This is a genomic window from Hydrogenophaga sp., from assembly GCF_051007235.1.
GTDB lineage: Bacteria > Pseudomonadota > Gammaproteobacteria > Burkholderiales > Burkholderiaceae_C > Hydrogenophaga.
On record NZ_JBPCSJ010000254.1, the window covers coordinates 1 to 26,143 of the forward strand.

Below are 26,143 nucleotides of genomic sequence, written 5' to 3' on the forward strand. Positions count from 1 at the left end.
GGGTTTGCTGGATGCCGACATTTATGGTCCCAGCCAACCCATGATGATGGGCATCGAGGGTCGGCCTGAGAGCGAAGACGGCAAAACCATGGACCCGCTGGAGAACTACGGCGTGCAAGTCATGTCCATCGGTTTCTTGGTCGACCAAGACGAAGCCATGATTTGGCGTGGTCCCATGGCCACGCAAGCCTTGGAGCAGTTGCTGCGCCAAACCAACTGGCGCGACCTGGATTATTTGATCGTTGACATGCCCCCCGGCACCGGCGACATCCAACTCACCTTGAGCCAACGCGTGCCCCTGACCGGCGCGGTGATCGTGACCACGCCGCAGGACATCGCCCTGCTGGACGCGCGCAAGGGCATCAAGATGTTCGAGAAGGTGGGCGTGCCCATCCTGGGCATTGTGGAGAACATGGCCGTGTATTGCTGCCCGAACTGCGGCCACACCGAACACATCTTCGGCGCCGAAGGCGGCAAGAAGATGGCGGCCGAGTACGGCATGGACTTCCTGGGCGAGCTGCCGCTGAACATGAGCATCCGCGTGCAGGCCGACAGCGGCCGCCCGACCGTGGTGGCCGATCCCGACGGCGAGATCGCCGGTCTCTACAAGACGGTGGCGCGCCAGGTCGCGATCAAGATCGCGGCCAAGGCCAAGGACTTCTCCAGCAAGTTCCCCAGCATCAAGATTTCCAAGGACACCTGAGCGGCGGCGCGCTGGCGTCTGGTGGCCCGGACTCAGCGGTTTGCGTCGGAGCCGAATCGGCTGGCCACGGTCTGCAGCGACGCCTCGGACAGCCCCCCGGTGGCGGCCTGCAGGCGCAAGACGGCCAGCAGGTGCAGGTACCGGTTGTAGGCCAGGTCGCGCTCGGCGCGCGAAAGGCGCTCCCGCGCTTCCAGCACGTCCATGTTGGTGCGCACGCCGCCGACCACGCTTTTGCGTGTGGCCTCCACCAGGGTCTGGGCGGATTCGACGGCGCGGCTGGCCGCCTGCAGGCGCAGGCTGCTGCTGCTCACCAGCCGGAACTGTTTGTGCACCTCGGTCATGACCTCGCTGGTGCGCGCCTCCAGCTCGGCCTGCGCCTGTGCGTGTCGAGCCGTGGCCTGGCGCGCTTGTGCCGATACCCCCCCTCCGGCGTACAGCGGCACGTTCAATTGCAGGCCCACGCTGTTGGTGTGTGCACTCTGGCGGTAGCTGTTCAGAGAGTCGGATTCGCTGCGTCCCACGCTGGCGATCAGGTCCAGGCGCGGCAGGTGGCCGCTTTGCGCGCGCCGGGTGTCTTCCCATGCCGCCTCGACGTCGAGTTGCAGCGCCTGCAGCACCGGATTGCGCTCACGGGCGAGCGCCTGCCACTCCTCCAGCGAACGCTGCGGCAGCTCCACCGGTGAAAACTCGGGTCGCAGCCGGTCCAGCGTGGCCGCGTCGAGACCGGTCATGGCTTGCAGGCGCGCTTGCGCGTTGTTGAGGTTGTCCTGGGCCTCGATCGACTGGGCCAGGGCCATGTCGTGCTGGGCACGGGTTTCCAGCACGTCGGTGCGGGTGCCTTCGCCCTTGGCCAGCAGTTGCTCGTTGGCCCGCTGCTGGGCGGCCAGCGCCGCGAGCTGGGCCAGCGTCTGGTCGAGCTGCTCCTGTGCGTACAAGGTGGTGGAGTAGGTTTCAAACAGCCGGACGATCAGGTCCTGTTCCCGCGCAACGAAGCGCGCCTCGCTGGCGGCACTGCGTGCCACGCCCTGACGCCGTGCCGCCATGCCATCGAAGTTCACCAATGGCTGCTGCAACTGGACACCGCTGCTGAGGCTGCGGTAGCTGCGCTGTTCGGATGTGCCGTTGGGATTGGTCAGGGACGCGCGGTTCTCGCTGGTGCTGTAGTGGGCGGTCAGCGTCGGGCGCATCTGGGCACGCCCCAGGTTCTGGTATTCCTCCCCGGCATCCCGCTCGGCCATGGCCGCGCGGAACTGGGCGTCGTGCTGTCGCGCGGCCTCGTAGGCCTGCATCACACCCATCGCCTGCGCATCGACCGCTGCGCACAGACACAGACCGACAGCGACGATGATTCCCAGGCGGCTTGTCGGACGGCGCTTGAACCGGGGCGGCATGGATGTGGTCATTCTTCGGTCAGGGCCATCTTGATGTGGTCCCGCAGGGGCCGCAACAGGTAGTTCATGAGAGTGCGTTCGCCGGTCTTGACGAACAGTTCCACCGGCATGCCGGCCCGGACCTGAAGGTCTGCCAGCATGTGCTGTCCGGCCGGTGTGACCTCGGCTCTGAGCCGGTAGTACGGCACGCCGGTTTTTTCGTCCACCAGGCGGTCGGGGGAGACCTGCGTCACCAGGGCCGGTACGCGGGGTGTGGTGTTGTGGTTGAAGGCCGAAAAAATCAGTTCGACCGGCAGGTCCGGATGGACCGAGTCGATCAGGTGAACGGGGATCTGGCCCTCGACGATCAGGCGCTCACCGCTGGGCAGGATGTCCATCATGCGCAGGCCCGGTGCGACCACGCCGCCTTCGGTGAACACATTCACGTCTGCCACCACCCCGTCCACTGGCGATTTCACGAGCGCGTTCGCCAGCTCGTAGTCCAGCGCTTCCAGGCGACTTTTCAGGGCGCCGGCTTCCTTCTGCGTGTCGGCCAGCAGGGTGCGCACTTCTTTCTGGTAGTCCTGCTGGCGTTGCAGTCGCCTCAGTTTGAGTTCCCCTATCTGGCGCTGGGTGCGTCCCAGGCTGCCGGTGTCGTCGGCGATGGCGACCACGATCTGGGACAGGCCGCGCTCCAGGTCCAGCAGGCGGTTGCGGGGGACAAAGCCGTCGCGCGCCAGGTCCCGCATGCTGTCCACCTGCTCCTTGAGCAATCGCATCTGCTGCTGCTTGCCTTCGCGAGACTGTTCCAGGCCGGCGTAGAACGCCTGGAGACCAGCCATGTTTTCGTCGATGGCCGCCAGCTCGCTGCGCAGGGCCGACTGGCGGGCGTTCCAGAGCTGCTCTTGAAGCGCCATGGCTTCTGCCACACGCGGATCGCTGCGCGCCGCGAGCACGTCCGGCGGGAACACGATGGCGGACAGGCCGTCCCGCTCGGCTTGCAAGCGTGCTTCGGTGCAGCGGGTGGTGAACAGCTGGACGCGCGCCACTTCGGCGTTGGCGTTGGCCTGCACACCGTTCATGCGCACCAGGGTCTGTCCCTCTTTCACGGTGTCGCCTTCCTTGACCAGGATGGCTTCCACGGTGCCACCACTGAGGTGCTGAACCGCCTTTTTGTTGCCCGCGACGGTGACGGTGCCACCCATCGGGACCCCCTGATCGAGCGGCGCCAGAGAGGCCCACAGCAGGAAGCCGCCGATGCCGGCCAGCACGATCCACCAGCCCAGCCGGGCGTGTGAGCGGGCATCGGTCTTGAGGCCATCAGCGTTGCTGGCGGCGGTCGGGGGGACGGTGGCGTCCCGGTCAGGGAGTTTCATGGTGACGGATCGGAGGGCTCAGGTTTGGGGGGCGGCGTGTGCGGGCGGCGTGGCCAGTGCCGGCGGCGGGGCGGCCGCACGGGGTGCCGCCGGCGACGGGCGCGACTTGGCCAGTTCCGCCAGCACCTGCTGGGTCGGCCCAAACAACTGCACCGCGCCGTCGCGCAGCAGCAGCACCTTGTTGGTGGCTCCGATGGCGCTGGTGCGGTGCGTGATGAGCACGAGGGTCTTGCCGCGGCTGCGCAGGTCGTTGATGGCCGCCAGCAGCGCCTGTTCACCGCTGTCGTCCAGGTTGGAGTTGGGTTCGTCCAGCACGATGAGCGATGGATCGTCGTAGAGGGCCCGTGCCAGGCCCAGACGCTGCTTCTGGCCACCCGACAGGCCGGCGCCACCGTCGCCGAGCAGGGTGTCGTAGCCCTTGGGCAGGTGCAGCACCATGTCGTGCACACCCGCCCGGCGGGCGGCCTGGATCACCTTTTCAGCGTCCACGTCGCCAAAGCGGGCGATGTTTTCGCTGACGGTGCCGCCGAACAGTTCCACATCCTGTGGCAGGTAGCCCACGTGAGGGCCCAGCTCGTCCTTGTTCCACTGGTACACGTCGGCACCGTCCAGGCGCACTTTGCCCGTCACCGCAGGCCAGATGCCCACCAGCAGGCGCGCGAGGGTGGACTTGCCCGAACCGCTGGGGCCGATGACGCCCAGCACGTCGCCCGCGTCCAGCGCAAAAGCGACCTGGCGCAGCACCGGCACGGTGGCGCCGGGCGGGACCGCCGTGACCGCTTCCACCACCACCCGCCCTTGCGGCTTGGGCAGGCTCATGCCGGTGCCCCGTGGGGGGTAGCTGCCCAGCAGTTCGCTCAGACGCTGGTAGGCGCTGCGGGTGGACGACCAGCCTTTCCAGACATTGATCAGCTGATCCACCGGCGCCATGGCGCGCCCCATCAGGATGGAGCCGACGATCATCATGCCCGGCGTGATGCGACCTTCCAGCGCGAGCAAGGCCCCCATGCCCAGGATCAGCGATTGCAGGGCCGTTCGCACGAACTTGCTGGTGGCGGAGACGATGGCCCCCTTTTCGCTCGCTTCGGCCTGCAGTTGCAGAAAGCGCCCATGCAGGCGGAACCACCGGGCCATCAGGTTGGGCAGCATGCCCATGGCTTCGATGACTTCGGCGTTGCGCAGGTTGTTGGTGGCCAGGGTGCCGGCCGTCACGGCCATGCTGTTGGCCTCTGTCAGCGGTTTGCGGGTCACCACCTCGTTGGCCCAGGCCAGCGCCACCAGGATGGCCATGCCGACCACCGCAAAGACGCCCAGCACCCAGTCGAACATGAAGATCATGGCCAGGTAAATGGGGAACCAGGGGGCGTCGAAAAAGGCGAACAGCGATTGCCCCGTGACGAACTGGCGGATCGTGGTGAGGTCCTGCAGGGCCTGGCCGGCGTTGCCGCCCGACTTTCTCAGGTTGTGTTCAAAGGCCGCGGTGTACACGCGTTTGTTCAGCCGCATGTCCAGCTGGGCGCCCACCCGGATCAGCATGAAGCTGCGCACGAACTCCAGCCCGTTCATGAGCAGGTAGGCCCCCAGCACCATGACGGTGAGCATGAACAGCGTGGTTTCGTTGTAGCTGGTCAGCACCCGGTCGTAGACCTGCAGCATGTACAGGGATGGCACCAGCATCAGCACATTGATGATGGCGCTGAAGATCGCCACGCTGCGAAACGCGCCTCGGAAGCTCGTCAGGGCGGCCCCGATTTCGTTGTCTGGGAGTTTCAGTCTCGAGAGCATGGGTGGGCTTGGGTGTGGTCAGGGGCAGGGCGCACTGTAAAGCATCGGTTGTCGGTGAAAAGTACTCATCTGAAGCCCCGGGCATGCGTGGCTGGCCTGGCTTGGACCGGGCCGTTCAGGGGCGGGATCCGACCGCTAACCGTGGGTGAATCTTGCCTGAGCGGTTCCTCCCTGAAAGACGGAGCAGCCCCGTAAAGCCCCCTTACTTCGGCCCATTGCCGCAGCAGCGGCTTCCTACCATTTGCTCGTGGTCCAGGGCATGGGCGTTCAAGTCGTGCCGGGAAATGCCGATCTGACAAGAGAGCAGGCGTCCCCCGCACGAATTCCGTGCCCGACCGTGTGCATCGATTTCCAACCCATCCGAGGGCGATTGCGCCTCTCCAGGAGTGCTTCATGAGCAGCTTTATCACCGGTCTGACCGCTACCCAGATCGCCGCCCTTTCCACCAACGCGATCGCGGCCCTGACGACGGAAGACATCGCGGCTTTCAGCAGCACCCAGTTGCGGGCATTGACGGCGGACCAGTTGCAGGCGATCACGCTGGCCAACGTCGCCGCTTTCTCCACGGCACAGTTCCCGTCCTTCACCACAGCGCAGATCGCGGCGCTCACGGGCTCGCAGATCGCCGCCATCGAGACGGCCGACGTGGCCGTGCTCACGGCGGCCCAGGTGGCAGCCATCGAGACCGCGGACATGTCCTCCCTGACCAGTGCCCAGCTGGTGGCCCTGGGCACCGCTCAGGTGGCGGCCCTCACGTCGGCCCAGCTGGCGGCCCTCGGGACGGCCCAGATCCAGGCACTGGAAGCCGGAGACGTCGGCAAGCTGGCGGCCACCGCGCTCGCCGGCCTGACCACAGCCCAGGTACAGGCCTTGACGTCTGACCAGGTCGCGGCCATGACCTCGACCCAGATCGCTGCCCTGAGCACGACCCAGCTGTCCGCCCTGGAGGCGGCCGACGTCGACAACCTCAGCAGCACCGCCGTCAAGGGCTTGAGCGTCGGCCAGATCGCCGCGCTGACGACCGCACAGGCGGCCGCGCTGACGTCCGTGCAGCTCGGGGCCCTCAACACCACCCAGGTGGCGGCCATCGAGACCGCCGACCTGGTGCACATCGACGTCGCGGCGATCCCGGGGCTGACCGCAGCCCAGGTCACGGCGCTGACCACGGCGCAGGTGCGTGCCCTGACCACGGACCAGATGGCCGCGCTCACCTCGACCCAGGTGGCGGCTCTGGCCACCGACGACCTGGCCCAGCTGAGCACCGCCCAGCTGAACGCCCTGACCGCCGCCCAGCTGGGCGGGTTCAGTGCCGCGCAGATGGCCGCCCTGACCGACGCCCAGTTCGTGGCGCTCGGCACCGACATTTCCGGCCTGGCGACCAGCGCGATCGCCGGCATCAGCACGAGCAAGATCGCCGCGCTGACCACCGACCAGGCCGCGGCTCTGACCTCGGCCCAGCTGGCGCGGCTGAGCGGTACCCAGCTGGGCGCCTTCGAAGCGGCCGATTTCGCACAGCTCACCGGTTCGGCGCTGTCGGGACTGAGCACCGGCAACATCGTGGCCCTCTCCACGGCGCAGGTGGCATCGCTCTCCGCCTCCCAGATCGCCGGTCTGACGACCGCCCAGATCGCCGCGATCGCGACCAACGACTTCCAGCAGCTCAGCAGCACCCAGCTCTCGTCGTTCTCGGGCGCCCAGATCGGTGCACTGACCGCCAGCCAGCTCGCGTCCATGACCACGGCCCAGGTGGCCGGCATCGACGTGGCCGATGTGCCGTTCCTGGACACCAGCGCCATCAGCGGTCTGGGCACGGCTCAGATCGTGGCCCTGACGACCGCGCAGGTGGCCGCGCTGGGCACCGGCCAGATCGCAGCCCTGACCAACGTCCAGGTGGCCGCCATCGCCACCAACGACGTGCAGCAGCTCAGCGCGGGCCAGATCGCCGCCCTGACCACGGGTCAGGCGGGTGCCCTCACATCGGCCCAGATCGCGGCCATGAGCACGACCCAGATCGCGGCCATCGAAGTGGCCGACCTGGGGCGACTGAGCACCGCGGCCCTGGCGGGTCTGAGCGCAGGCCAGATCGGAGCGCTCAGCGGCGCCCAGGTGGCCGGCCTCACCTCGACCCAGCTGGCCGCGCTGAGCAACGCGCAGGTGGCCGCCATTGAAGTGGCCGATCTGCCGTCCATCGCCACCGATGCGATCCGCGGTCTGACCACGGCCCAGGTCGTGGCCCTGACCTCTGACCAGGTCGCCGCTCTCACCACGGCCCAGGTCGCGGCCCTGACCAATGCCCAGGTGGCGGCCATTGCCACCGACGACATCCAGCAACTGAGCGCCGCGCAACTGGTGGCCCTGACCACGTCGCAGGCCGGCGCCCTGACCTCGGTCCAGGTCGCTGCCCTGAGCGAAGCCCAGCTGGCCGCCATGGAGGCCGTTGACATCGGCAAGCTGTCCACCGCCGCGGTCAAGGGCCTGAGCGCCGCGCAAGTGGCCGCCCTCACGGGCGCCCAGGTCGGTGCCCTGACCGCCGCCCAGCTGACGGCTCTGAGCACCGCCCAGGTGGCGGCCATCGAGTCCACCGATGTGCCCAGCCTCTCCACCGCGGCCATCAGCGGCCTGACCACTGCCCAGGTGATCGCCCTGACCACCGGTCAGGTCTCTTCCCTGACCACTGCCCAGGTGGCCGCGCTGACCGGTTCCCAGGTCGGCGCCCTGGCCATCGACGACCTGCAGGTCCTCAGCGCCGCTCAGGTGGGCGCGCTCACCAGCGTGCAGGCCGGCTCGCTGACCTCGACCCAGGTGGCCGCGCTCAGCCTGACCCAGCTCGCAGCACTGGACCCGGAAGACGTGGGCAAGCTCTCCAACACCGCCGTCAAGGGCCTGACGAATGCCCAGGTGGCCGGGCTGTCGGCCTCGCAGGTGGGCGCCCTGACCTCGGGTCAGATCGCGGCGCTGAGCACCGCACAGATCGCTGCCCTGGAAGACGCCGATGTGTCCAGCCTGTCCACCGCGGCGATCCGTGGCCTGACCACCGCTCAGGTGGTGGCCCTCACCGGCGCCCAGGTGGCGGCCCTGACCAATGACCAGATCGAGGCGATGACCGCGACCCAGATCGGGGCCATCGCCACCGACGACATCGCGCAGCTGAGCGCTGGCCAGATCGGGGCGATCACCACCGCCCAGGCGGGATCCCTGACCTCGGCCCAGCTCGCCGCCATGAGCAACGCCCAGATCGCGGCGCTGGACGCCGAGGACGTGGGTCGCCTCTCCAACACGGCGATCAAGGGCTTCACCGCGGCCCAGGTCACCGCGCTGTCGGGCGCCCAGATCGGTGCCCTCGGGTCCGGTCAGGTCGCGGCCCTGACCACCGCCCAGGTGGTCGCGATCGAGTCCACCGACATCGCCAGCATCACCACCGAGGCCCTCAAGGGGCTGACCACTGCCCAGGTCGTGGCCCTCGACGCCGACCAGATCAGTTCGCTGACCACCGGCCAGGTGGCCGCGCTGTCCACCGTTCAGCTGGTGGCCATGGAAACCGCCGACGTGGCGGCCCTCACCGCCCCCCAGGTGGCGGCGCTGACCAATGCCCAGCTGGGCGCCATGACCACCGCCCAGGTGGCCGCCCTGACCAGCCCGCTGAGCGCCGACCAGCAATCCATCCGCGACGTGATGAACTGGTCCGCGGCCTACATCACCGGCCTGACCACCGCCCAGATCGCGGCCCTGACCACGGTGCAGGCGTCGGCCCTGACCGCGACCCACATCGGGGCCCTGTCGTCCGCGCAACTGCAGGCGATGGAGACGGCCGACGTGGCCAGCCTGTCGACCGCGGCGGTGAAGGCCCTGTCTTCGACCCAGGTGGCGACGCTCACCACCGCCCAGGTGCGCGCGCTGACGGCCGACCAGATCCCCGCCCTCGACACCGTGGACGTGGCCTCCCTGACCACGGCCCAGGTGCGCGCGCTGACGACCGCCCAGATCCAGGCGCTGACGACCACCCAGGTGCGCGCGCTGGAGACCGCGGACATGCGTGCCATGACCACTGCCCAGGTGCGCGCGCTCAGCGCCGACCAGGTGGCTGCGCTCACCTCCACCCAGATGCCCGGCTTCAACGGCACCCAGTTCGCCGCGCTGGACCCGTCCGATGTGGCCGCCATCTCCACCGGCGTGGTGCCCACCCTCAACAACACCCAGCTCATCGCGCTGACCACCGCACAAGCCGCGGCGCTCACCTCTGCTCAGGTGGCCCGCCTGACCACCGCCCAGGTGGCCGTGCTGGAGACCGCTGACCTGGCTGCGCTTTCGACTGCTGCCCTGGCGGGTCTCAGCTCGGCCCAGGTGGTGGCGTTGACCACCGACCAGGCAGGCGCCTTGACCCTGACCCAGATCGCCGCGCTCAGCGGCGCACAGGTGGCGGCGCTGGAAACCCGCGACCTCGCGCGTTTCTCGTCCGAGCAGATCGCCGCCTTGACCACCGCCCAGGCCGCCGCCCTGACCACCGCCCAGGTGGCCGCGCTCAGCACCGATCAGCTGGTGGCGCTTGAAACCCAGGACGTGGCGCACCTGTCCACCGCGGCCGTGGTCGCCCTGACCAGCGGCCAGATCGTGGCCCTGACCACGCAGCAGGTGGCAGCCCTCACCACCGCCCAGATCGCCGCCGTGCAGACCACCGACGTGCCGGTGCTGACCACCGAGCAAGTCCGTGCCTTGAGCGCTGCGCAACTGGCGGCGCTGACCTCGGCCCAGCTGTCGGTGCTCACCGCCGACCAGATCGCCGCCATCGAAACCGCCGATCTGGCGGCCCTGCCGGTGATCAGCCTCAACAAGCTGAGCACGGCCCAGATCCAGGCCCTGACCTCCTCGCAGGTCGCCGCGCTGGGCACCGCCCAGGCCGCAGGCCTCACCACGGCCCAGATCGCCGCCATTGAAACCGCCGATGTGGGCAGCCTGAGCACCGATGCCGTGGCCGCCCTGACCGCGGCCCAGGTCAAGGCCCTGACCGCCGCCCAGGTGGTGGCGCTGACCTCCGCGCAGATCGGTGCGCTGACCAGCACCCAGCTGGCCGCCCTGGATGCCTCCGACCTCGCACTGCTCAACGGCGATCAACTGGCCGCCCTCGATGCGTCGCTCATCCCGGCGCTGACCACCGGCCAGATCGCCTCGCTGACCACGGCGCAGATCGCCGACCTCGCGCCCGCGCAGATCACCGCGCTGACCACCGCCCAGGTGGTGGCGCTGACCACCGCCCAGATCCAGGCCCTGCCCGACACCAGCCTGGCTGCCCTGTCCACCGCGCAGGTGCGCGCTCTGGAGCTGGCGGACGTACAGGCCTTGTCCGCCGCGCAGATCACCGCGCTGGACGCCACGCAGATCGCCGCGCTGAGTTCGACGCAGATGGCTGGTCTGTCGAACACCCAGGTCGCCGCGATCGATCCGGCCGATCTGGCCGCCGTGTCCAACGCGGTGCTCAGCAAACTGGGCACGGCCCAGGTGCAGGCCCTGACCACCCAGCAGATCGCCGCGCTCACCTCGTCGCAGGTGCAGGCGCTCACCACGGCCCAGCTCACCGCGCTGGACACCGCCCAGATCGCCGCCATCGAAACCGTTGATCTGAACGCCCTGTCCACCGATGCCGTGACCAAGCTCACGACCACCCAGGTGGCCGCGCTGACCACCGCCCAGGTGGCCGCGCTGAGCGAAGACCAGTTGCTTGCCTTGACGTCCGCCCAGGTGGGTGCGCTCACCTCGACCCAGGTGGGTGCGATCGAAACCGCCGACCTCGCGGCCCTGGGCACCGCCACCATCGCGCTGCTGTCCGCCACCCAGGTGCCGGGTCTGGGCACGACCCAGATCCAGGCCCTGACCACCGACCAGACCGCCGCACTGTCCACCGCCGCCCTGGCCGCGCTGGACTCGGCGCAGATCGTGGCCCTGACCACCGATCAGGTGCGTTCGCTGTCGGCCGGCCAGGTGGCCGCGCTGACCACCGCCCAGATCGCCGCCATCGAAGTCGAGGACTTCGAGGCGCTCACCCCGTCCACCGTGGCCGGTCTGAGCACCGCCCAGTTCGAGGCCCTGACCACCGCCCAGCTGGAGGCCCTGACCACCGACCAGGCCGCTGCGCTGGGTTCGGCCCAGGTGGCTGTGCTGGACGCCGCCCAGGTCGCAGCACTCGAAACCGAAGACCTCGTGCAGTTGTCCAACGCCGTGATCGCCGGCCTGAGCACAGATCAGGTCGTGGCCCTGACCGCCACCCAGGTGGCCGCGCTGGTGCCGACCCAGGTCGCCGCCATCGAGACAGCCGACGTGGCCGTGCTGACCACGGCCCAGATCGCCGCGCTGGGCAGCACCCAGGTGGCCGCCCTGTCGACCGCCCAGGTGGCCGCCCTGACCACGGCACAGCTGGTCGCCCTGAAGCCGGTGGCCATCGCCGGGATGAGCACCGCTGCGGTGGCCAGCCTGGACGCTGATCAGGTCGGTGCCCTCACCAATGGCCAGATCGCCGGCTTCACCCCTTACCAGATCGGGGCCCTCACGACCGCCCAGATCCCGCTGCTGAGCACGGCGCAGTTGCGTGCCATCCAGACCACCGACCTGCCGTCACTGACCACGGCTGCCCTGCGCGCGCTCACCGACACCCAGATGGCGGGCTTCAGCAGCGCGCAGGTGCGTGCCTTCACGACTGCGCAGGCCGCGGCCCTTACCTCGACGCAGATCGACGGCATGTCCACGTTGCAGATCGCCGCGCTGGAAACGGCCGACCTGGCCCGCCTGAGCGCGGCAGCGCTGGTCGGCCTGGGTACCGACGATGTGGTGGCCCTGAGCACGGCGCAGGCCCAAGCACTGACAGCTGTCCAGGTGGCGGCCCTGAGCAACTCGCAGCTCGCCGCCATGGAAACGCGCGACCTGCGCCAGCTCACCACCGCCGCCGTGGCCGCCCTCGACTCCGACCAGGTGGCCGCCCTGACCACGGCCCAGGTCGCGGCGCTGAGCGTCGGCCAGCTGCAGGCCTTCGGCACCGAAGACATTGCCAACCTCACCACCGCACAGGTGCAGGCGCTGACCACCGCCCAGGCGGCGGGGCTCACCTCGGCCCAGTTCGCGGCGCTCACCGGCACCCAGATCGCGGCCATGGAAGTGGCCGACCTGGCCGCCATCCCGACCGCGGTGTTCAAGGCACTGACCCAGGCGCAGGCACAGGCGCTGACCACCGAGCAGGTGGTGGCCCTGAGCGCCAGCCAGTTCAATGCGTTGACAGCCGCCCGCCTGAACGACCTGGACGCGATCCAGGTGGCGGCCATTGAAACCGCCGACCTCGCCGCGCTCGCGACCGCCAAGGTGCGCGGTCTCAGCACCGACTTCGTGGCCGCCCTCACGTCCGAACAGGTGGCGGCCCTCACGGCAGCCCAGCTGGGCACCCTCACCGGCGCGCAGGTGGCCGCGATCGAGGTTGCAGACCTGGTCGCCCTCACGCCATCGGCGCTGGCCGGCCTGAGCACGACGCAGATCCGCGCCCTGACCACCGCTCAGATCGAGGCCCTGGACAGCGCCCAGCTGGCGGGCCTGACGACCGGCCAGATCGCCGCCCTCACCACGGCACAGCTGGTCGCCATCGAGACCACCGACCTGGAGGCCATGGGAACGGCCCAGATCGTGGCCCTGACCACCGCACAGGTGGCCCAGCTCACCACCGACCAGGTGCAGGCCCTGACCACCACCCAGCTGGCGGCCCTGGAAACGGCCGACGTGGCCAGCCTGACCGGCGCCCAGCTCGTGGCACTGACGGGTCCGCAGGTGGCTGCCCTGACCCTGGGTCAGCTGGCCGCGCTGACGCCGGCCCAGATCGCGCAGCTCGAACCGGCCGACGTGGCGCAGTTCACCCCTGGACAGATCGCTGCGCTGACCACGGCACAGGTGCAGGCGTTGACCGCACCCCAGATCGCGGCGCTCACCCCGGCGCAGATCCAGGCCCTGGAAGCCGCCGATCTGGTGGCATTGACCACCGCGCAGATCCAGGCGCTGACCACGGACCAGGTGCAGGCCCTGACGACCGACCAGGTTCCGCTGCTGACCACCAGCCAGGTGCGTGCGATGGAAGTGGCCGACCTCCAGGCGCTGACCACCGAGCAGATCGTGGCACTGACCAGCGCCCAGTTCCGGGCGCTGACCACGGCCCAGATCGGCCAGCTGAGCACCGAGCAGGTGGCCGCCATCCAGACGGCCGACCTGAACAAGCTGACCACTGCCCAGATCGAGGCCATGACCGCGCTCCAGCTGCAGGCGCTGACCACCGCCCAGATGGCCAAGCTGACCAACGCACAGGTGGCCGCCATCCAGACGGCCGACCTCGTCACGCTGTCCACCGAGCAGATCCAGGCCCTGACCTCTGCCCAGGTGGCGGCGCTGACCACCACGCAGGTGGCGGCGCTGACCACTGACCAGCTCACCGCCCTGGACGCAGCCGATGTCGCGGCCATGACCACGGCGCAGATCGCCGCGCTCACCACGGCGCAGATCGATGACCTCACCACCGAACAGGTGGCTGCGCTGACCACCGGGCAGCTGGCCGCCGTCGAGGCGGCCGACCTGGTGCGCCTGACCGCAGCCCAGATCGGTGCCTTGTCGTCCGCCCAGCTGGCGGCCCTGTCGACCGAGCAGATCGAGTCGCTGACCACAGCGCAGGTCCAGGCGATCGAAGTGGCCGACATCGACAACCTGACCACCGACCAGATCGTGGCCCTGACCACCGCCCAGGTGGCCGCGCTCACGTCCGACCAGATCGCCGCCCTGACGACCGATCAGGTCGTCGCCATCGAAGAGAACGATGTCCTGGCGTTGACCGCATCGCAGATCGGTGCCATGACCTCGGCCCAGGTGTCAGCCCTCACATCCGACCAGCTGGCGCTGCTCAGCGGCACGCAGCTGGCCGGCATCGAAACCGCCGACCTGGTCCACATGGGCACAGCCCAGATCGACGCCCTGAGCGGGGCGCAGCTGGCCCAGCTCACCACCGGCCAGATCGCTGCCCTGACCGCAACCCAGCTGGCCGTGCTGTCCGCAGGCGATATCGCCGGGCTCACCACCGCGCAGGTGGCCAGCCTGACCACGGACCAGATCCGCGCACTGGACAGCGCCCAGCTCACGGCGCTGACCACCGCCCAGATCGTGGCCCTGGGCTCGGCCCAGGTGGCCGCGCTGACGACCGACCAGGTGCCGGTGCTGACCACCACGCAACTGCGCGCGATCGAAACCGTGGACCTGGTGGCCATGGGCACCGACCAGATCGAGGCGCTGACCACCGCGCAGGTCTCCAAGCTGACGCTGTCCCAGACCAGCAAGCTGACCACCGACCAGATCGTGGCCCTGCAGACCGAGGATGTGGCCGCGCTCACCACCGCCCAGGTGGTGGCGCTGACCATTGCCCAGGTGCGTGCGCTCACCGCGCCACAGGTGGCGGCTCTGTCGGCAGCGCAGGTCGCGGCCATGCAGACCCAGGATCTGGCCGCTTTGAGCTCCACACAGCTGCAGGCCATCGAGGTCGGCGACATCCCGTCGCTGACCACCGACCAGATCGTGGCGCTGACCACGGCCCAGATCGACAAACTCACCACCGCACAGGTCGCTGCGCTGACCACCGAGCAGGTGCAAGCCATCGAGCTGGGTGACGTTGCCCGCCTGACCACGGCCCAGATCGAGAAACTGACCACGGCGCAGGCCGCGGCCCTCACCGTGGGCCAGGTGGCGGCGCTGACCACCGCCCAGGTGGCGGCTCTGGAAACGGCCGACCTGGCCGCCTTCACGCCGGCCCAGATCGCCGCGCTGACCACCGCCCAGATCCGTGCGCTGAGCATCGGCCAGGTGGCCGCGCTCACTGGCGCACAGGTCGCGGCCATCGAGGTCGCGGACCTGGCGGTCATGAGCTCGGCGCAGCTGCAGGCCATCGAAGTGGCCGACGTGCCATCGCTGACCCCGGCGCAGATCGCGGCCCTGGGCACCGCGCAGATCGACAAGCTGACCGTCGGCCAGGTGGCCGCCCTGACCAGCGACCAGGTCCAGGCCATCGAGTTGGGCGACCTGCCGTTCATGACGACCGCGCAGATCGCCGCGCTGGACGCTGCCCAGGTGGCGGCGCTGACCGCGGGTCAGATCGCGGTGCTGACCAAGCCGCAGATCGCGGCCATCGATGCCGCCGACATCCCGTCGCTGACCCCGGCGCAGATCGCGGCGCTGACCACTGGCCAGGTCACCGCGCTGACCAACGGCCAGCTGGCCGCGCTGACCACCGGGCAGATCGCCGCCCTGGAAGGTGCCGACCTGGCCGCCATGAGCACCGCCCAGATCGTCACGCTCTCGGGCGCGCAGATCGGCGCCCTCACGCCAGCGCAGATCGCCGCCATGACCACGGCACAGATCGCCGCCATCGAGGTGGCCGACCTGCCGTCGCTGACGACCGAGCAGATCGCCGCGCTGACCAGCGCCCAGGTGGGTGGGTTGAGCCTTGCGCAAATCGCCGCGCTGGGCACCGCTCAGATCGGGGCCATCGACGCCGCCGACATCGCCGCGCTGGGCTCGGCCCAGATCGTGGCCCTGACCACCGACCAGATCGTTGGCCTGACCACGGCCCAGATCGCCGCGCTGACCACGAACCAGCTCGTGGCGCTGGAACTGGCCGACCTGGCCAAGTTCGGTACCGCGCAGATCGCCGCCATCGAGGCCGGTGACGTGCCGGCCCTGACATCGGCCCAGCTGCAGAACCTGAGCAGCGTCCAGTTGCAGGCCCTGACCACCACGCAGATCGCGGCCCTGAGCACCCTGCAGGTCACCCAGCTGACCACCGACCAGATCCCGCAGTTGACCACCGCCCAGGTGGCCGCGCTGGAGACGGCCGACCTGGCCGCGCTGAGCACGGAGCAGATCGTCAAGCTGACCACCGAGCAGGCCGCCGCGCTGACGACCGCCCAGGTCGGCAAGCTGACCACCGCGCAGATCGTGGCAATGGAGACGGCCGACCTGGCCGCGCTCGGCACGGCGCAGATCGCCGCCCTGACCACGGCCCAGGCCGTGGCCCTGACCGCGGGCCAGATCGCCAAGCTGACCACCGCGCAGGTGGCCGCGCTGGAGACCGAGGACCTGTCGGTGCTGACCACGGTCCAGATCCAGGCCCTGACCACCGAACAGGCCGCGGCCCTGACCGTGGCCCAGGTCGACGACCTGACCACCGCCCAGATCGCGGCACTGGAAACCGCCGACCTGGCCGCGTTGCTGGCGGACCGGATCACCGCCCTGACCGGCGCCCAGATCACCGCCCTGACCACAGCCCAGGTGACCAACCTGACCACCGCCCAGGTCGCGGCCATCGACGTGGCCGACCTGGCCGGCATGTCCACGGCGCAGATCGCTGCGCTGACCGGTGCACAGGCTGCCGCCCTGACCACGGACCAGGTGGCCGGCATGGGCACGGCGCAGATCGCCGCGCTGGACCCGGCCGACCTGGCCGCCATGACCACCGATCAGATCGTGGCGCTGACCACGGCCCAGGCCCAGGCGCTGACCACCGCCCAGGTGGCCAACCTGACCACGGCACAGATCGCTGCGCTGGAAACCGCCGACCTGGCGGCCCTGACCACCGGCCAGGTGCTGGCGCTGACCACCGCCCAGGTGGCCGCGCTGACCACCGACCAGATCGGCAAGCTCACCACCGCCCAGGTGGCCGCGCTGGAGACGACCGACATGGTGGCCCTGAGCACTGCCCAGGTGCGCCAGCTGACCAACGCCCAGTTGCAGAAGCTCAGCGTCGAACAGCTGCAGGCCATGGAAGTGGGTGACGTCGCCGCGCTGACCACCACGCAGGTGATCGCGCTGACCTCGGCCCAGATCGCCGCACTGACCGCCGCGCAGATCGCTGGCATGGGCACGGCGCAGATCGCCGCCATCGAGGCGGCCGATATCCCGGCCATGACCGGCGCACAGCTGGCCGCGCTGACCACGGCGCAGACCCGTGCGCTGACGACGGACCAGGTCACCGCCCTGACCACCGCCCAGATCGAGCAGATGGAAGCCGCCGACGTGGCCGCGTTCAACACCGCCCAGATCGTTGCCCTGAGCACCGCCCAGGTGGCCGCGCTGACGGCTGCCCAGGTGGCCGCGCTGACGACCATTCAGGTGGCGGCGATGGAGACGGCGGACCTGCGGGCCATCACGCCCACGCTGATCCCCAGCCTGACCACGGCCCAGATGCAAGCCCTGAGCCTGGCCCAGGTGGCCGCGCTGACCACCGCCCAGGTGCGCGCACTCGAAACCGCCGATCTGGCCGCCCTGCGGGCCGACCAGGTGGCCGTGCTCACCGCCGGCCAGGCCGGTGCGCTGACCTCGGCCCAGGTGGCCGCGCTGACCACCGCCCAGGTGCAGGCGCTGGGCTCCACCGCCCTGGCCGCGATTTCGCCCGAGGTGATGCCCGCCCTGAGCACGACCCAGGTGCAGGCCATCACGCAGGCCCAGATGGCCTGGCTGACCACCGCGCAGCTGGCCGCCCTGGAACTGACCGACGTGGCCGCCCTGAGCGTCTCCCAGCTCATCGGTCTGGCGGGCGCCCAGGTGGCGGCGTTCACCACGGCGCAGATCGAGGCCATGAGCTCGACCCAGCTGGCGGGTCTGACGGCCGGTCAGATGGCCGCCCTCACGGCGGCCCAGGTGGCCGCCATCGAGGTGGCCGATCTGGACGACCTGAGCACCAAGCAGATCCGTGCCCTGGGCACCGACATCAGCGCGATGACCACCGCCCAGATCCAGGCCCTGACCACCGCCCAGGTGGCCAGCCTCAGCACCCAGCAGATCGTGGCCCTGACCACGGCGCAGCTGGCCGCGATGGAGACCGCCGACATTGCCAAGCTCACGACGGGCCAGATCGTCGCGCTGACCGCCAGTCAGATCCCGGCCTTCTCCAGCGACCAGATCGCGGCCCTGACCACCACGCAGACCGCCCAGCTGAGCGCGACGCAGATCGCTGCGCTGACCTCGGCCCAGATGGCCGGCATCCCGACGGCCAGCCTGGCCCTGTTCACCACGACGCAGCTGCAGGCCATCGAGGACGCCGACTTCGCCCACCTGACGCCGGCCCAGATCACCGCGCTGACCACCACCCAGATCCCCGATCTGGAGTCGGGCCAGATCGGTGCCATGACCTCGGACCAGGTGGCCGCCATCGAGCTGGTCGACCTGGCCAAGATCACGGCCGCACAGATCGGCTACTTCGGCACCACGCAGATCGCCGCACTGACCACGGCCCAGATCGAGGCCCTGTCCACCGAGCAGGTCAGCACCCTGACCGGTACCCAGCTGGCCGCGCTGACCACGGCGCAGATCGAGAAGATGGAAACCGCGGACATCGAAGCCATCGACACCGTGGCCATCGCGTCCTTGACCTCGACCCAGGCCCAGGCCCTGACGGCCGCCCAGGTTGCGGCCCTGACCAGCGATCAGCTGTCCGAGCTGACCACCACGGTGGTGGCAGCCCTGTCGACCGAGCAGATCGCGGCGCTGACCTCCGAGCAGTTGCCCAAACTGACCGATGACCAGCTGGTGGCCATGACCACCGCCCAGTGGGCCGCGGTCACGGAGCTGGCCTTGTCCGAGCTCAGCAGCACGCAGATCGGCGTCCTGGAGACGCAGGACATCGCCGCGCTCACCCCGGCGCAGATCACCGCGCTGACCGGTACCCAGGTGCCGGGCCTGAGCGCTGGCCAGATCGCGGCCCTGAGCACCGACCAGCTGGTGGCCCTGGATGCGGCCGATGTGGGCCTGCTCGCCCCGGCTTCGCTGACCGGCCTGACCACGGCCCAGGTGGTCGCGCTCACCGCCGACCAGTTCGACGCCCTGACCTCGACCCAGATCGCGGCCATGGACAACGCCGATGTGGCCGCCTTCACGGCCGGGCACATCACGGCGCTGACCAGCACCCAGGCCGACGGCCTGACCACGGCCCAGATCGCCGCGCTGACGTCGCAGCAGTTCGCCAACCTGTCGGACATCACGCTGGCATCGCTGAGCAACGCGCAGATCGCCGCCATCGACGCGCTGGACTTTGGCACCTTCACGGGCAGCCAGATCGCAGCCATCACCACCGACCAGATCAGCGGCCTCACCACCGAGCAGATCGTGTCGTTGACCGCGGCGCAGATCCCCTCGCTGACCGCTGACCAGATCGCGAACCTCACCGGGGCGCAGATCGCGGCGATCGAAGTCAACGACCTGGCGTTGTTCGACGCGACGCAGATCGTGGCGCTGGACGCCGCCCAGGTGCCCAGCCTCACCACCGCCCAGGTGCAGGGGCTGACCACCGCGCAGTTCGTGGCGCTGGAAACCGAAGACCTCGCGGCCTTCACGACCACGCAGATCGCCGCCATCCAGAACGAGGACATCGCGGTGCTCTCGGGGGCTCAGATCGAGGCGCTGTCCGCTGCCCAGGTGCAGGCGCTGACGGTCACGCAGATCGTGACCATGTCCGGCGCCCAGCTGTCGGCCATCGAGACCGCCGACTTCGCCACCATGGGCACGGCTCAGATCGTCGCGATCCAGGCGGTGGACATCGCCAGCCTCACCCCGGCCCAGATCGCCGCGCTGACCACCGCCCAGTTCGCTGCGTTCACGACCGACCAGATCGCCGCGCTGACCGACGTGCAGATCGACGAACTGACCGCGGCCCAACTCGGCGCGCTGGGCATGGCCCAGGCCGATGCGTTCACGGTCGATCAGTACGACTCCATGGAAGCGGTCCAGCAAGCGGAGATCGACGGCCTGGTCTCCCCCCTGGTCCTCGACCTCGACGGCGACGGCATCCGCACGGTGGCCCGCGCCGACGGTGTGGTGTTCGACATCGACGCCAACGGCACGCTGGACCAGACCGGCTGGGTGGGCAGCGGCGACGGCCTGCTGGCCCTGGACCGCAACGGCGACGGCCTGATCAACGACGGTTCGGAACTGTTCGGCACGGCCACCCGCCTGGCCGACGGCTCCACCGCCCACGACGGCTTTGCCGCCCTTTCGGCCCTGGACAGCAACGGCGACGGCAGCATCAGCCTGGCCGATGTGGACTTCGCCGCCCTGCGCGTCTGGCAAGACGCCAACGGCGACGGTGTCAGCCAGGCCGGCGAGATGAGCAGCCTGAGCGACCTGGGCATCGTGTCCATCGACGCCCACGGTCAGGCCACCTCGGTGCTGGACAACGGCAACTGGATCGGCCTGACCGCCGGTTACCAGACCGCCGATGGCCAGACCCACGAGGTCGCCGACGTGTGGTTCGCCACCGCCGACGCCCCCGTGCCCGACGCCGGTGTGCAACTGGTGGGTGTGAACCAGCCGCCGGTCGACCCGCTGGTCTGAGAAGGCCGCTGACGGGCGGGTCCATCCCGCCCGTCAGCGCGTCAAAGCCGGTGCCCTTCACGGGGCGCCGGCTTTGTCACGTCGGTTCGGCGGGAACAGGGGGGGCTTTTGCCGCCTGTTCCGGCCTTTGGCGGCGGTGCAGCGGCCTACCATGGCTGGCACCACCGGTCCGTGCGCTGCGCGCGCAGCGGCCGGGTGACCTGCCCACGAAAGCCGCCCATGAACGCACCCACCACCGCCTTGGCTGCCGACACGTCTGTCGATGCCGCTGCACCGCTCGACGCCTTCCAGGTCATCGCCGCCGGCGACCGCCTGTGCGCCACCCAGGGCCCGCAGCAGGCCGCGGCGCTCTACCAGCAATGGCTGGCCGGCAGCACCTCGCCCATGCGCCACGTGGTGCAGTTCAACCTGGGCGTGCTCTACGGCCAGTTGCAGCTGCACGCCCAGGCCGAAGCCGCCTACCGCGCCGCCATCACCAGCAAGCCCGACTTCGCCCAGGCCTGGTTCAACCTCGGCGCCACCGTCGAGCGCCTGGGCCGCAAGGAACACGCGCTGACCATCTGGCAGTCCATGCTGGACCACCCCCTGGTCACCCCCACCCACCAGAAGGACCTGTACCTGCTGGTCGTCAACGGCATGGGTCGCCTGCTGGAAGAAATGCGCCAGTACGACCGTTCCGAGGTCAAGCTGTTCGCCAGCCTGCTGGCCGAACCGCAGCAGCCCAAGGTCATCCAGCACTGGGTGCACCTGCGCCAGAAGCAGTGCAGCTGGCCGGTCTTCACCCCCGTGCCCGGGCTGGGGCAGGGCGAGGTGCTCAAGGCCACATCGCCGCTGGCCATGCTTTCGGCCAGCGACGACCCCGGCCTGCAGCTGGCCACGTCCATCCGCTTCATCACGGAAAAGGTCAACCTGCGCGTGCCGCGCCTGGCGCCGGAAAAGGGCTACCAGCACGACAAGCTGCGCATCGGCTTCCTGTCGTCGGACTTCTGCCTGCACGCCGTGTCGCTGCTGACGGTGGAGCTGCTGGAACTGCTGGACCGCGACCGTTTCGAGGTCTATGGTTTCTGCTGGAGCCGCGAAGACGGCTCGGCCCTGCGCGCCCGCGTGGTGAAGTCGTTCGACCACTACGTGCGCATCGCCGACCTGGACGACGCCAGCGCCGCCCGCGCCATCCGCGAGGCCGAGATCGACGTGGTGGTGGACTTGCAGGGCATCACCTCTGGCGCACGGCCCGACATCATTGCCCACCGGCCCGCGCCGGTGCAGATCACCTACCTGGGTTTCCCCGGCCCCACCGGCCACCCGTGCATCGACTACGTGGTCGCCGACCGCTTCCTCATCCCCGATGCCGAGCGCCCGTTCTACACCGAGACCCCGCTGTACCTGCCGCACGTTTTCCAGTGCAGCGACCGCCAGCGCCCGGTGGCGCCGCTGCCCAGCCGGGCACAGTGCGGCCTGCCCGAAGAAGGCTTTGTCTTTTGCTCGTTCAACAACAACTACAAGTTCACCGAAGCGGTGTTCGCCAGCTGGATGCGCATGCTCCAGGCCGTGCCCGGCAGCGTGCTCTGGCTGCTGGCCGACAACCCCTGGTCACAGGCCTCGCTCACGCGCCGCGCCGGTGAACACGGTGTCGACCCGGCGCGCCTGCTGTTCGCGCCCCGCGTCTCGCCCGAGCAGTACCTCGCCCGCTACACCGCGGCCGACCTGTTCCTCGACGCCTACCCCTTCAACGCCGGCACCACCGCCAACGACGCGCTGTGGATGGGCCTGCCCGTGCTCACACGCTCGGGCCGCACCTTCGCCTCGCGCATGGCCGGCAGCCTGCTGACCGCGCTGGACCTGCCGGAGCTGATCACCACCAGCCTGGCCGACTACGAAGCCCGCGCCATCGAAATCGCCACCCAGCCCGCCCTGCACGCCGACCTGAAACAGCGCCTGAAGGCCGGTCGCACCCAGTCGCCCCTGTTCGACATGCCGCGTTTCGTGCAGGACTTTGGCGACGCGGTCGAACGCGTGGCCATTCGCGGCTGAGCGTTTTCCGCACCGCCTGACACCGGCCGGGGCGGCCCTGCGCCGCCGGGTACCACCGATCGCTCGCGCCCGATCCACCCGCCGCCGGGCGGCGAGGTCCTGCTGCGGCCACCTGCATCGCGAGCAGGCGCAAAAAAGCCCCCGCGGCTCGCGCCGAGGGGGCCATCGCTCATTCGGTGTTCAGGCTGGCAGGGGTTCTGCGGCGACCTTGGGCAACGCCAGGTTGAAGGCCTTGCACACCTCGGGATCGGGTGTGCCCTTGAAGGCCCAGGCCGTCACCTCCAGGTTGCCGCTGGTGCAGTAGATGTGGCCGAAGCCGGCGGCCACCAGCGCCTGCGACAGCGACTTCGGCGTGAAGCCCGTTTTGTGCGCGAAGAACTCCACGCCGCTGCTCTCGATCTGTTTGCCGTAGCCGTACAGCACGTCCATCACCGTGATGGGGCCCAGCGACGACTGGTAGAGCACGTCCTCGATGTCCAGGCCGCGTTCCACGGCCGCTTTCATGACGGCGCCCACGTCGGGCACGCGCAGGTGCACGAAGCCGCTGTCCTTGATGACATGGCGGAAGCCCGCCAGCACCTTCTTCACGTCGTGGTGGTAGTAGTGCTCCAGGTTGTGCGAGCAGTAGATGGCGTCGAACTGGCCGGCGTCCAGGGTGGACAGCAGGCGCGCGTCGCAGCAGATGTCGGGCTGGCCGGTCGGGTCGATGTCCAGCAGCAGGTGTTCGTAGCCCGTGTAAGCGGGGGGCAGGGGGATGGCCTTGCTGTTGCCGCCCACGTTGAGTACTTTTTTCAAGGGTTCCGTCCTTGGCTGGTTGCCGGCTGGGGGAGGGTGAAACACCGCGTCCGGGGGGCGCAGCGTGCGTGTAGGAAATTCTAGGAACCGTGGCGCTGGACTTGAGCGGGAATAGCCGGGGGAATGGCCCCCATCTCTGGTCTTCGGGTCGTGGCCGTTAAAATCCCTTCCTGCGAGCCTGTGCTTCCCGGGATCGCTTTTTTTCTGTTTTGTTAGACTTGTAGAGGACCTCCATGTACAAAAACCTCGCTGCCGCGCTCGCGGCCGCCTGTTTTTCAATCCCCGTTTTTGCCCAATCTCCGACGCCGGTCAAGGCCGCGTTCGTCTATGTCGCGCCGCTGACCGACGCCGGCTGGGTGCGCCAGCACGACCAGGGCCGTCTGGCCGTGGAGGCGGCGCTGCCCGGCCAGGTCAAGACCACCTACGTCGAAAACGTGGCCGAAGGCCCGGACGCCGAACGGGTGATCCGCGACCTGGCCATGCAGGGGAACCAGATCATCTTCACGCCCAGCTTCGGCTACATGGAGCCCACGCTCAAGGTGGCGCGCGAGTTTCCCCAGGTGAAGTTCGAGTCGGTCACCGGCTACAAGACCGCACCCAACGTGGCCACGTCGAACGCGCGCTACTACGAAGGCCGCTACCTCGCCGGCATCGCCGCCGGCCGCATGGCCACGCAGGCCGGCTACGTGGCGGGTTTCCCCATCCCCGAGGTGATCCAGGGCATCAACGCCTTCACCCTGGGCATGCGCTCGGTCAACCCGCAGGCCACGTTGCGCGTGGTGTTCCTGGGCGAATGGTTCAACCCCGTGCGCGAGCGCGAAGCGGCCATGACGCTGATGAACCAGGGCGCCGAGGTGCTGGCCTTCCACACCGGCTCGAATGCCGTCATGGTGGCGGCGCAGGAACGCGGCAAGCTGGCCGTCGCCTACCACTCCGACATGCGCAAGGTCGCGCCCGACGCGCAGGTGGCCGCCGTCACCCACCAGTGGGGCGACTACTACACGCGTCGCGTCAAGGCGGTGCTGGACGGCAGCTGGAAAAGCGCCCAGGTCTGGGGCGGTGTGCGCGAGGGCATGATCCGCGTCGACGGCTTCGGCAGCAAAGTGCCCGCGGCCGTGCAGGCCGAGGTGCTGGCGCGCCAGAAAGACATGGCCGCCGGCAAGCTGGCGGTGTTCAGCGGTGGCAAGGCCGGCGTGAAGGACAACGAAGGCAAGACCGCCATCGCGGCCGGCCAGGCGCTGGACGACGGCGCCATCCTGGGCATGAATTGGCTGGTCGAGGGCGTGGCCACCAAGCTGAAGTAAAGGGAGATCACCCCCTGCGCCGCTGACGCGGCTTCCCCCGCCCTGGCGCGCCTGCGGCGCTGGGCAGGGGACGCACCCAGTGGCCCGGCAAAGCCGGTTCCGCGGGTGCCCTGGCCTCGGGGAGCGCGCGCCGGAGATGGTCGGGCACCGTCCCTGTGCCTCTGACGTCCCCGCGGGCCGGCGCATGGCGTGCATTCATTTCGCGGTATGCCGCCGGGCTCGCTTGCGGCTAAGCTGTGGCCTTCATGAAAGCCTACCGCGCCGCCCTCTTGCGATTCGATGAAAACGGCCAGCCGCTGTACGACAGCGACGGCCTGCTGGTGATCGGCCCTGACGCCGCCGGCCGCCAGGTGGTGCGCGCTGCGGGCAGCCACGGCGCCCTGGTGGACCGTTTCCCCGGCGTGGCGATCGAGGACCTGCGCGGCCACCTGATCGTCCCCGGCTTTGTGGATCTGCACGTGCACTACCCGCAGACCGACGTGATCGGTGCTCCCGCGGCCGGTCTGCTGCCCTGGCTGGAGCACTACACCTTCCCGCACGAGAGCCGTTTCGTTGACAAGGCCTACGCCCGCGGCGTGGCCGAATTTTTCTTCGACGAACTGCAGCGCAACGGCGTGACCACGGCACTGACCTTTGCCACCTCGCATCCCGCGTCGGTTCATGCGGCCTTCGAGGCCGCGCAGGCGCGCGGCCTGCGTTTCATCACCGGCAAGGTGCTGCAGGACCGCCACAGCCCCGACGGCGTGCGCGACCAGACCGAGCAGAGCCTGATCGACACAGAAGACCTGATCCGCCGCTGGCACGGCGTGGACCGGCTGGGCTACGCGATCACCCCGCGCTTTGCGCCCACCAGCACCGACGCGCAGCTGCGCGGCGCGGGTGAACTGGCGGCCAAGTACGCCGACGTGTGGATCCAGTCCCATGTGGCCGAAAACCACGACGAGGTGAAGTGGGTGGCCGAGCTCTACCCGCAGGCGCGCAGCTACCTGGGCGTCTACGGCGACTTCGGCCTGCTGCGCGAGCGCGCCATCTATGCCCACTGCATCCACCTCGATGCGACCGACCGCGCGCTGATGCGCGAGACCGGCGCCGCGGCTGCGATCAGCCCCACCAGCAACCTGTTCCTGGGCAGCGGCTTCTTCGACTACGCCGCGGCCGACGCGGCCGGCATGCGTTACGGCCTGGCCAGCGACGTGGGCGGTGGCACCAGCTTCTCGCCCTTCCACACCATGCTGGCGGCCTACACCGTGGGCCGCGAAGGCCACACCAAGCCGGGCCTGAGCCTCACGCCCGGCCAGCTGTGGTGGCAGCACACCGCAGGTGCTGCGCAGGCGCTGGGGCTGGAAGGCGTGGTGGGCAACCTGACGCCGGGCCACGAGGCCGACTTCGTGGTGCTCA

Annotated in this window: 9 protein-coding genes; 5 read left to right on the forward strand and 4 right to left on the reverse strand. The window is 69.4% G+C overall.

Annotation, left to right across the window (positions count from 1 at the left end):
* A partial coding sequence (locus tag ACR2JA_RS09150) for an Mrp/NBP35 family ATP-binding protein (RefSeq protein WP_434008782.1) occupies positions 1-703 on the forward strand: 703 nt, incomplete at its 5' end.
* Positions 704-735: 32 nt separating this feature from the next.
* Here ACR2JA_RS09150 and ACR2JA_RS09155 read toward each other — a convergent pair.
* The 3 genes from ACR2JA_RS09155 to ACR2JA_RS09165 are packed head-to-tail and all read right to left on the reverse strand — an operon-like array spanning position 736 to position 5,234.
* Positions 736-2,094 (reverse strand): TolC family outer membrane protein, encoded by a 1,359-nt coding sequence (locus ACR2JA_RS09155; RefSeq protein WP_434008783.1) that lies wholly within the window; start codon positions 2,092-2,094, stop codon positions 736-738.
* An 8-nt stretch (positions 2,095-2,102) separates the two neighbouring features.
* Positions 2,103-3,449 (reverse strand): HlyD family type I secretion periplasmic adaptor subunit, encoded by a 1,347-nt coding sequence (locus tag ACR2JA_RS09160; RefSeq protein WP_434008784.1) that lies wholly within the window; start codon positions 3,447-3,449, stop codon positions 2,103-2,105.
* Positions 3,450-3,467: 18 nt separating this feature from the next.
* Positions 3,468-5,234: a type I secretion system permease/ATPase gene (locus ACR2JA_RS09165; protein ID WP_434008785.1), complete on the reverse strand. Its 1,767-nt coding sequence runs from the start codon at positions 5,232-5,234 to the stop codon at positions 3,468-3,470.
* A gap of 393 nt (positions 5,235-5,627) precedes the next feature.
* Between ACR2JA_RS09165 and ACR2JA_RS09170 the strand changes: the two genes are divergently transcribed.
* Together ACR2JA_RS09170 and ACR2JA_RS09175 are read left to right on the forward strand one after the other, a co-directional pair.
* On the forward strand, positions 5,628-20,615 hold the full coding sequence (locus ACR2JA_RS09170) for a beta strand repeat-containing protein (protein ID WP_434008786.1): 14,988 nt from the start codon (positions 5,628-5,630) through the stop codon (positions 20,613-20,615).
* A 219-nt stretch (positions 20,616-20,834) separates the two neighbouring features.
* Complete coding sequence (locus ACR2JA_RS09175; RefSeq protein WP_434008787.1) at positions 20,835-22,646, forward strand: tetratricopeptide repeat protein; 1,812 nt, start codon at positions 20,835-20,837, stop codon at positions 22,644-22,646.
* Positions 22,647-22,826: 180 nt separating this feature from the next.
* On the opposite strand, the gene ACR2JA_RS09180 is transcribed toward ACR2JA_RS09175, so the two are convergent.
* Entirely contained in the window at positions 22,827-23,441 is a 615-nt protein-coding gene (locus ACR2JA_RS09180; protein WP_434008788.1) for a class I SAM-dependent methyltransferase, read from the reverse strand.
* Between the two features lie 233 nt (positions 23,442-23,674).
* Between ACR2JA_RS09180 and ACR2JA_RS09185 the strand changes: the two genes are divergently transcribed.
* Positions 23,675-24,745 carry a BMP family ABC transporter substrate-binding protein gene (locus tag ACR2JA_RS09185; protein WP_434008789.1) on the forward strand — a complete coding sequence of 357 codons (1,071 nt, stop codon included), beginning with the start codon at positions 23,675-23,677 and terminating at the stop codon, positions 24,743-24,745.
* Between the two features lie 245 nt (positions 24,746-24,990).
* Positions 24,991-26,143, forward strand: a 1,153-nt coding sequence (guaD, locus tag ACR2JA_RS09190) for a guanine deaminase (RefSeq protein ID WP_434008790.1), incomplete at its 3' end; no start/stop codon positions are given.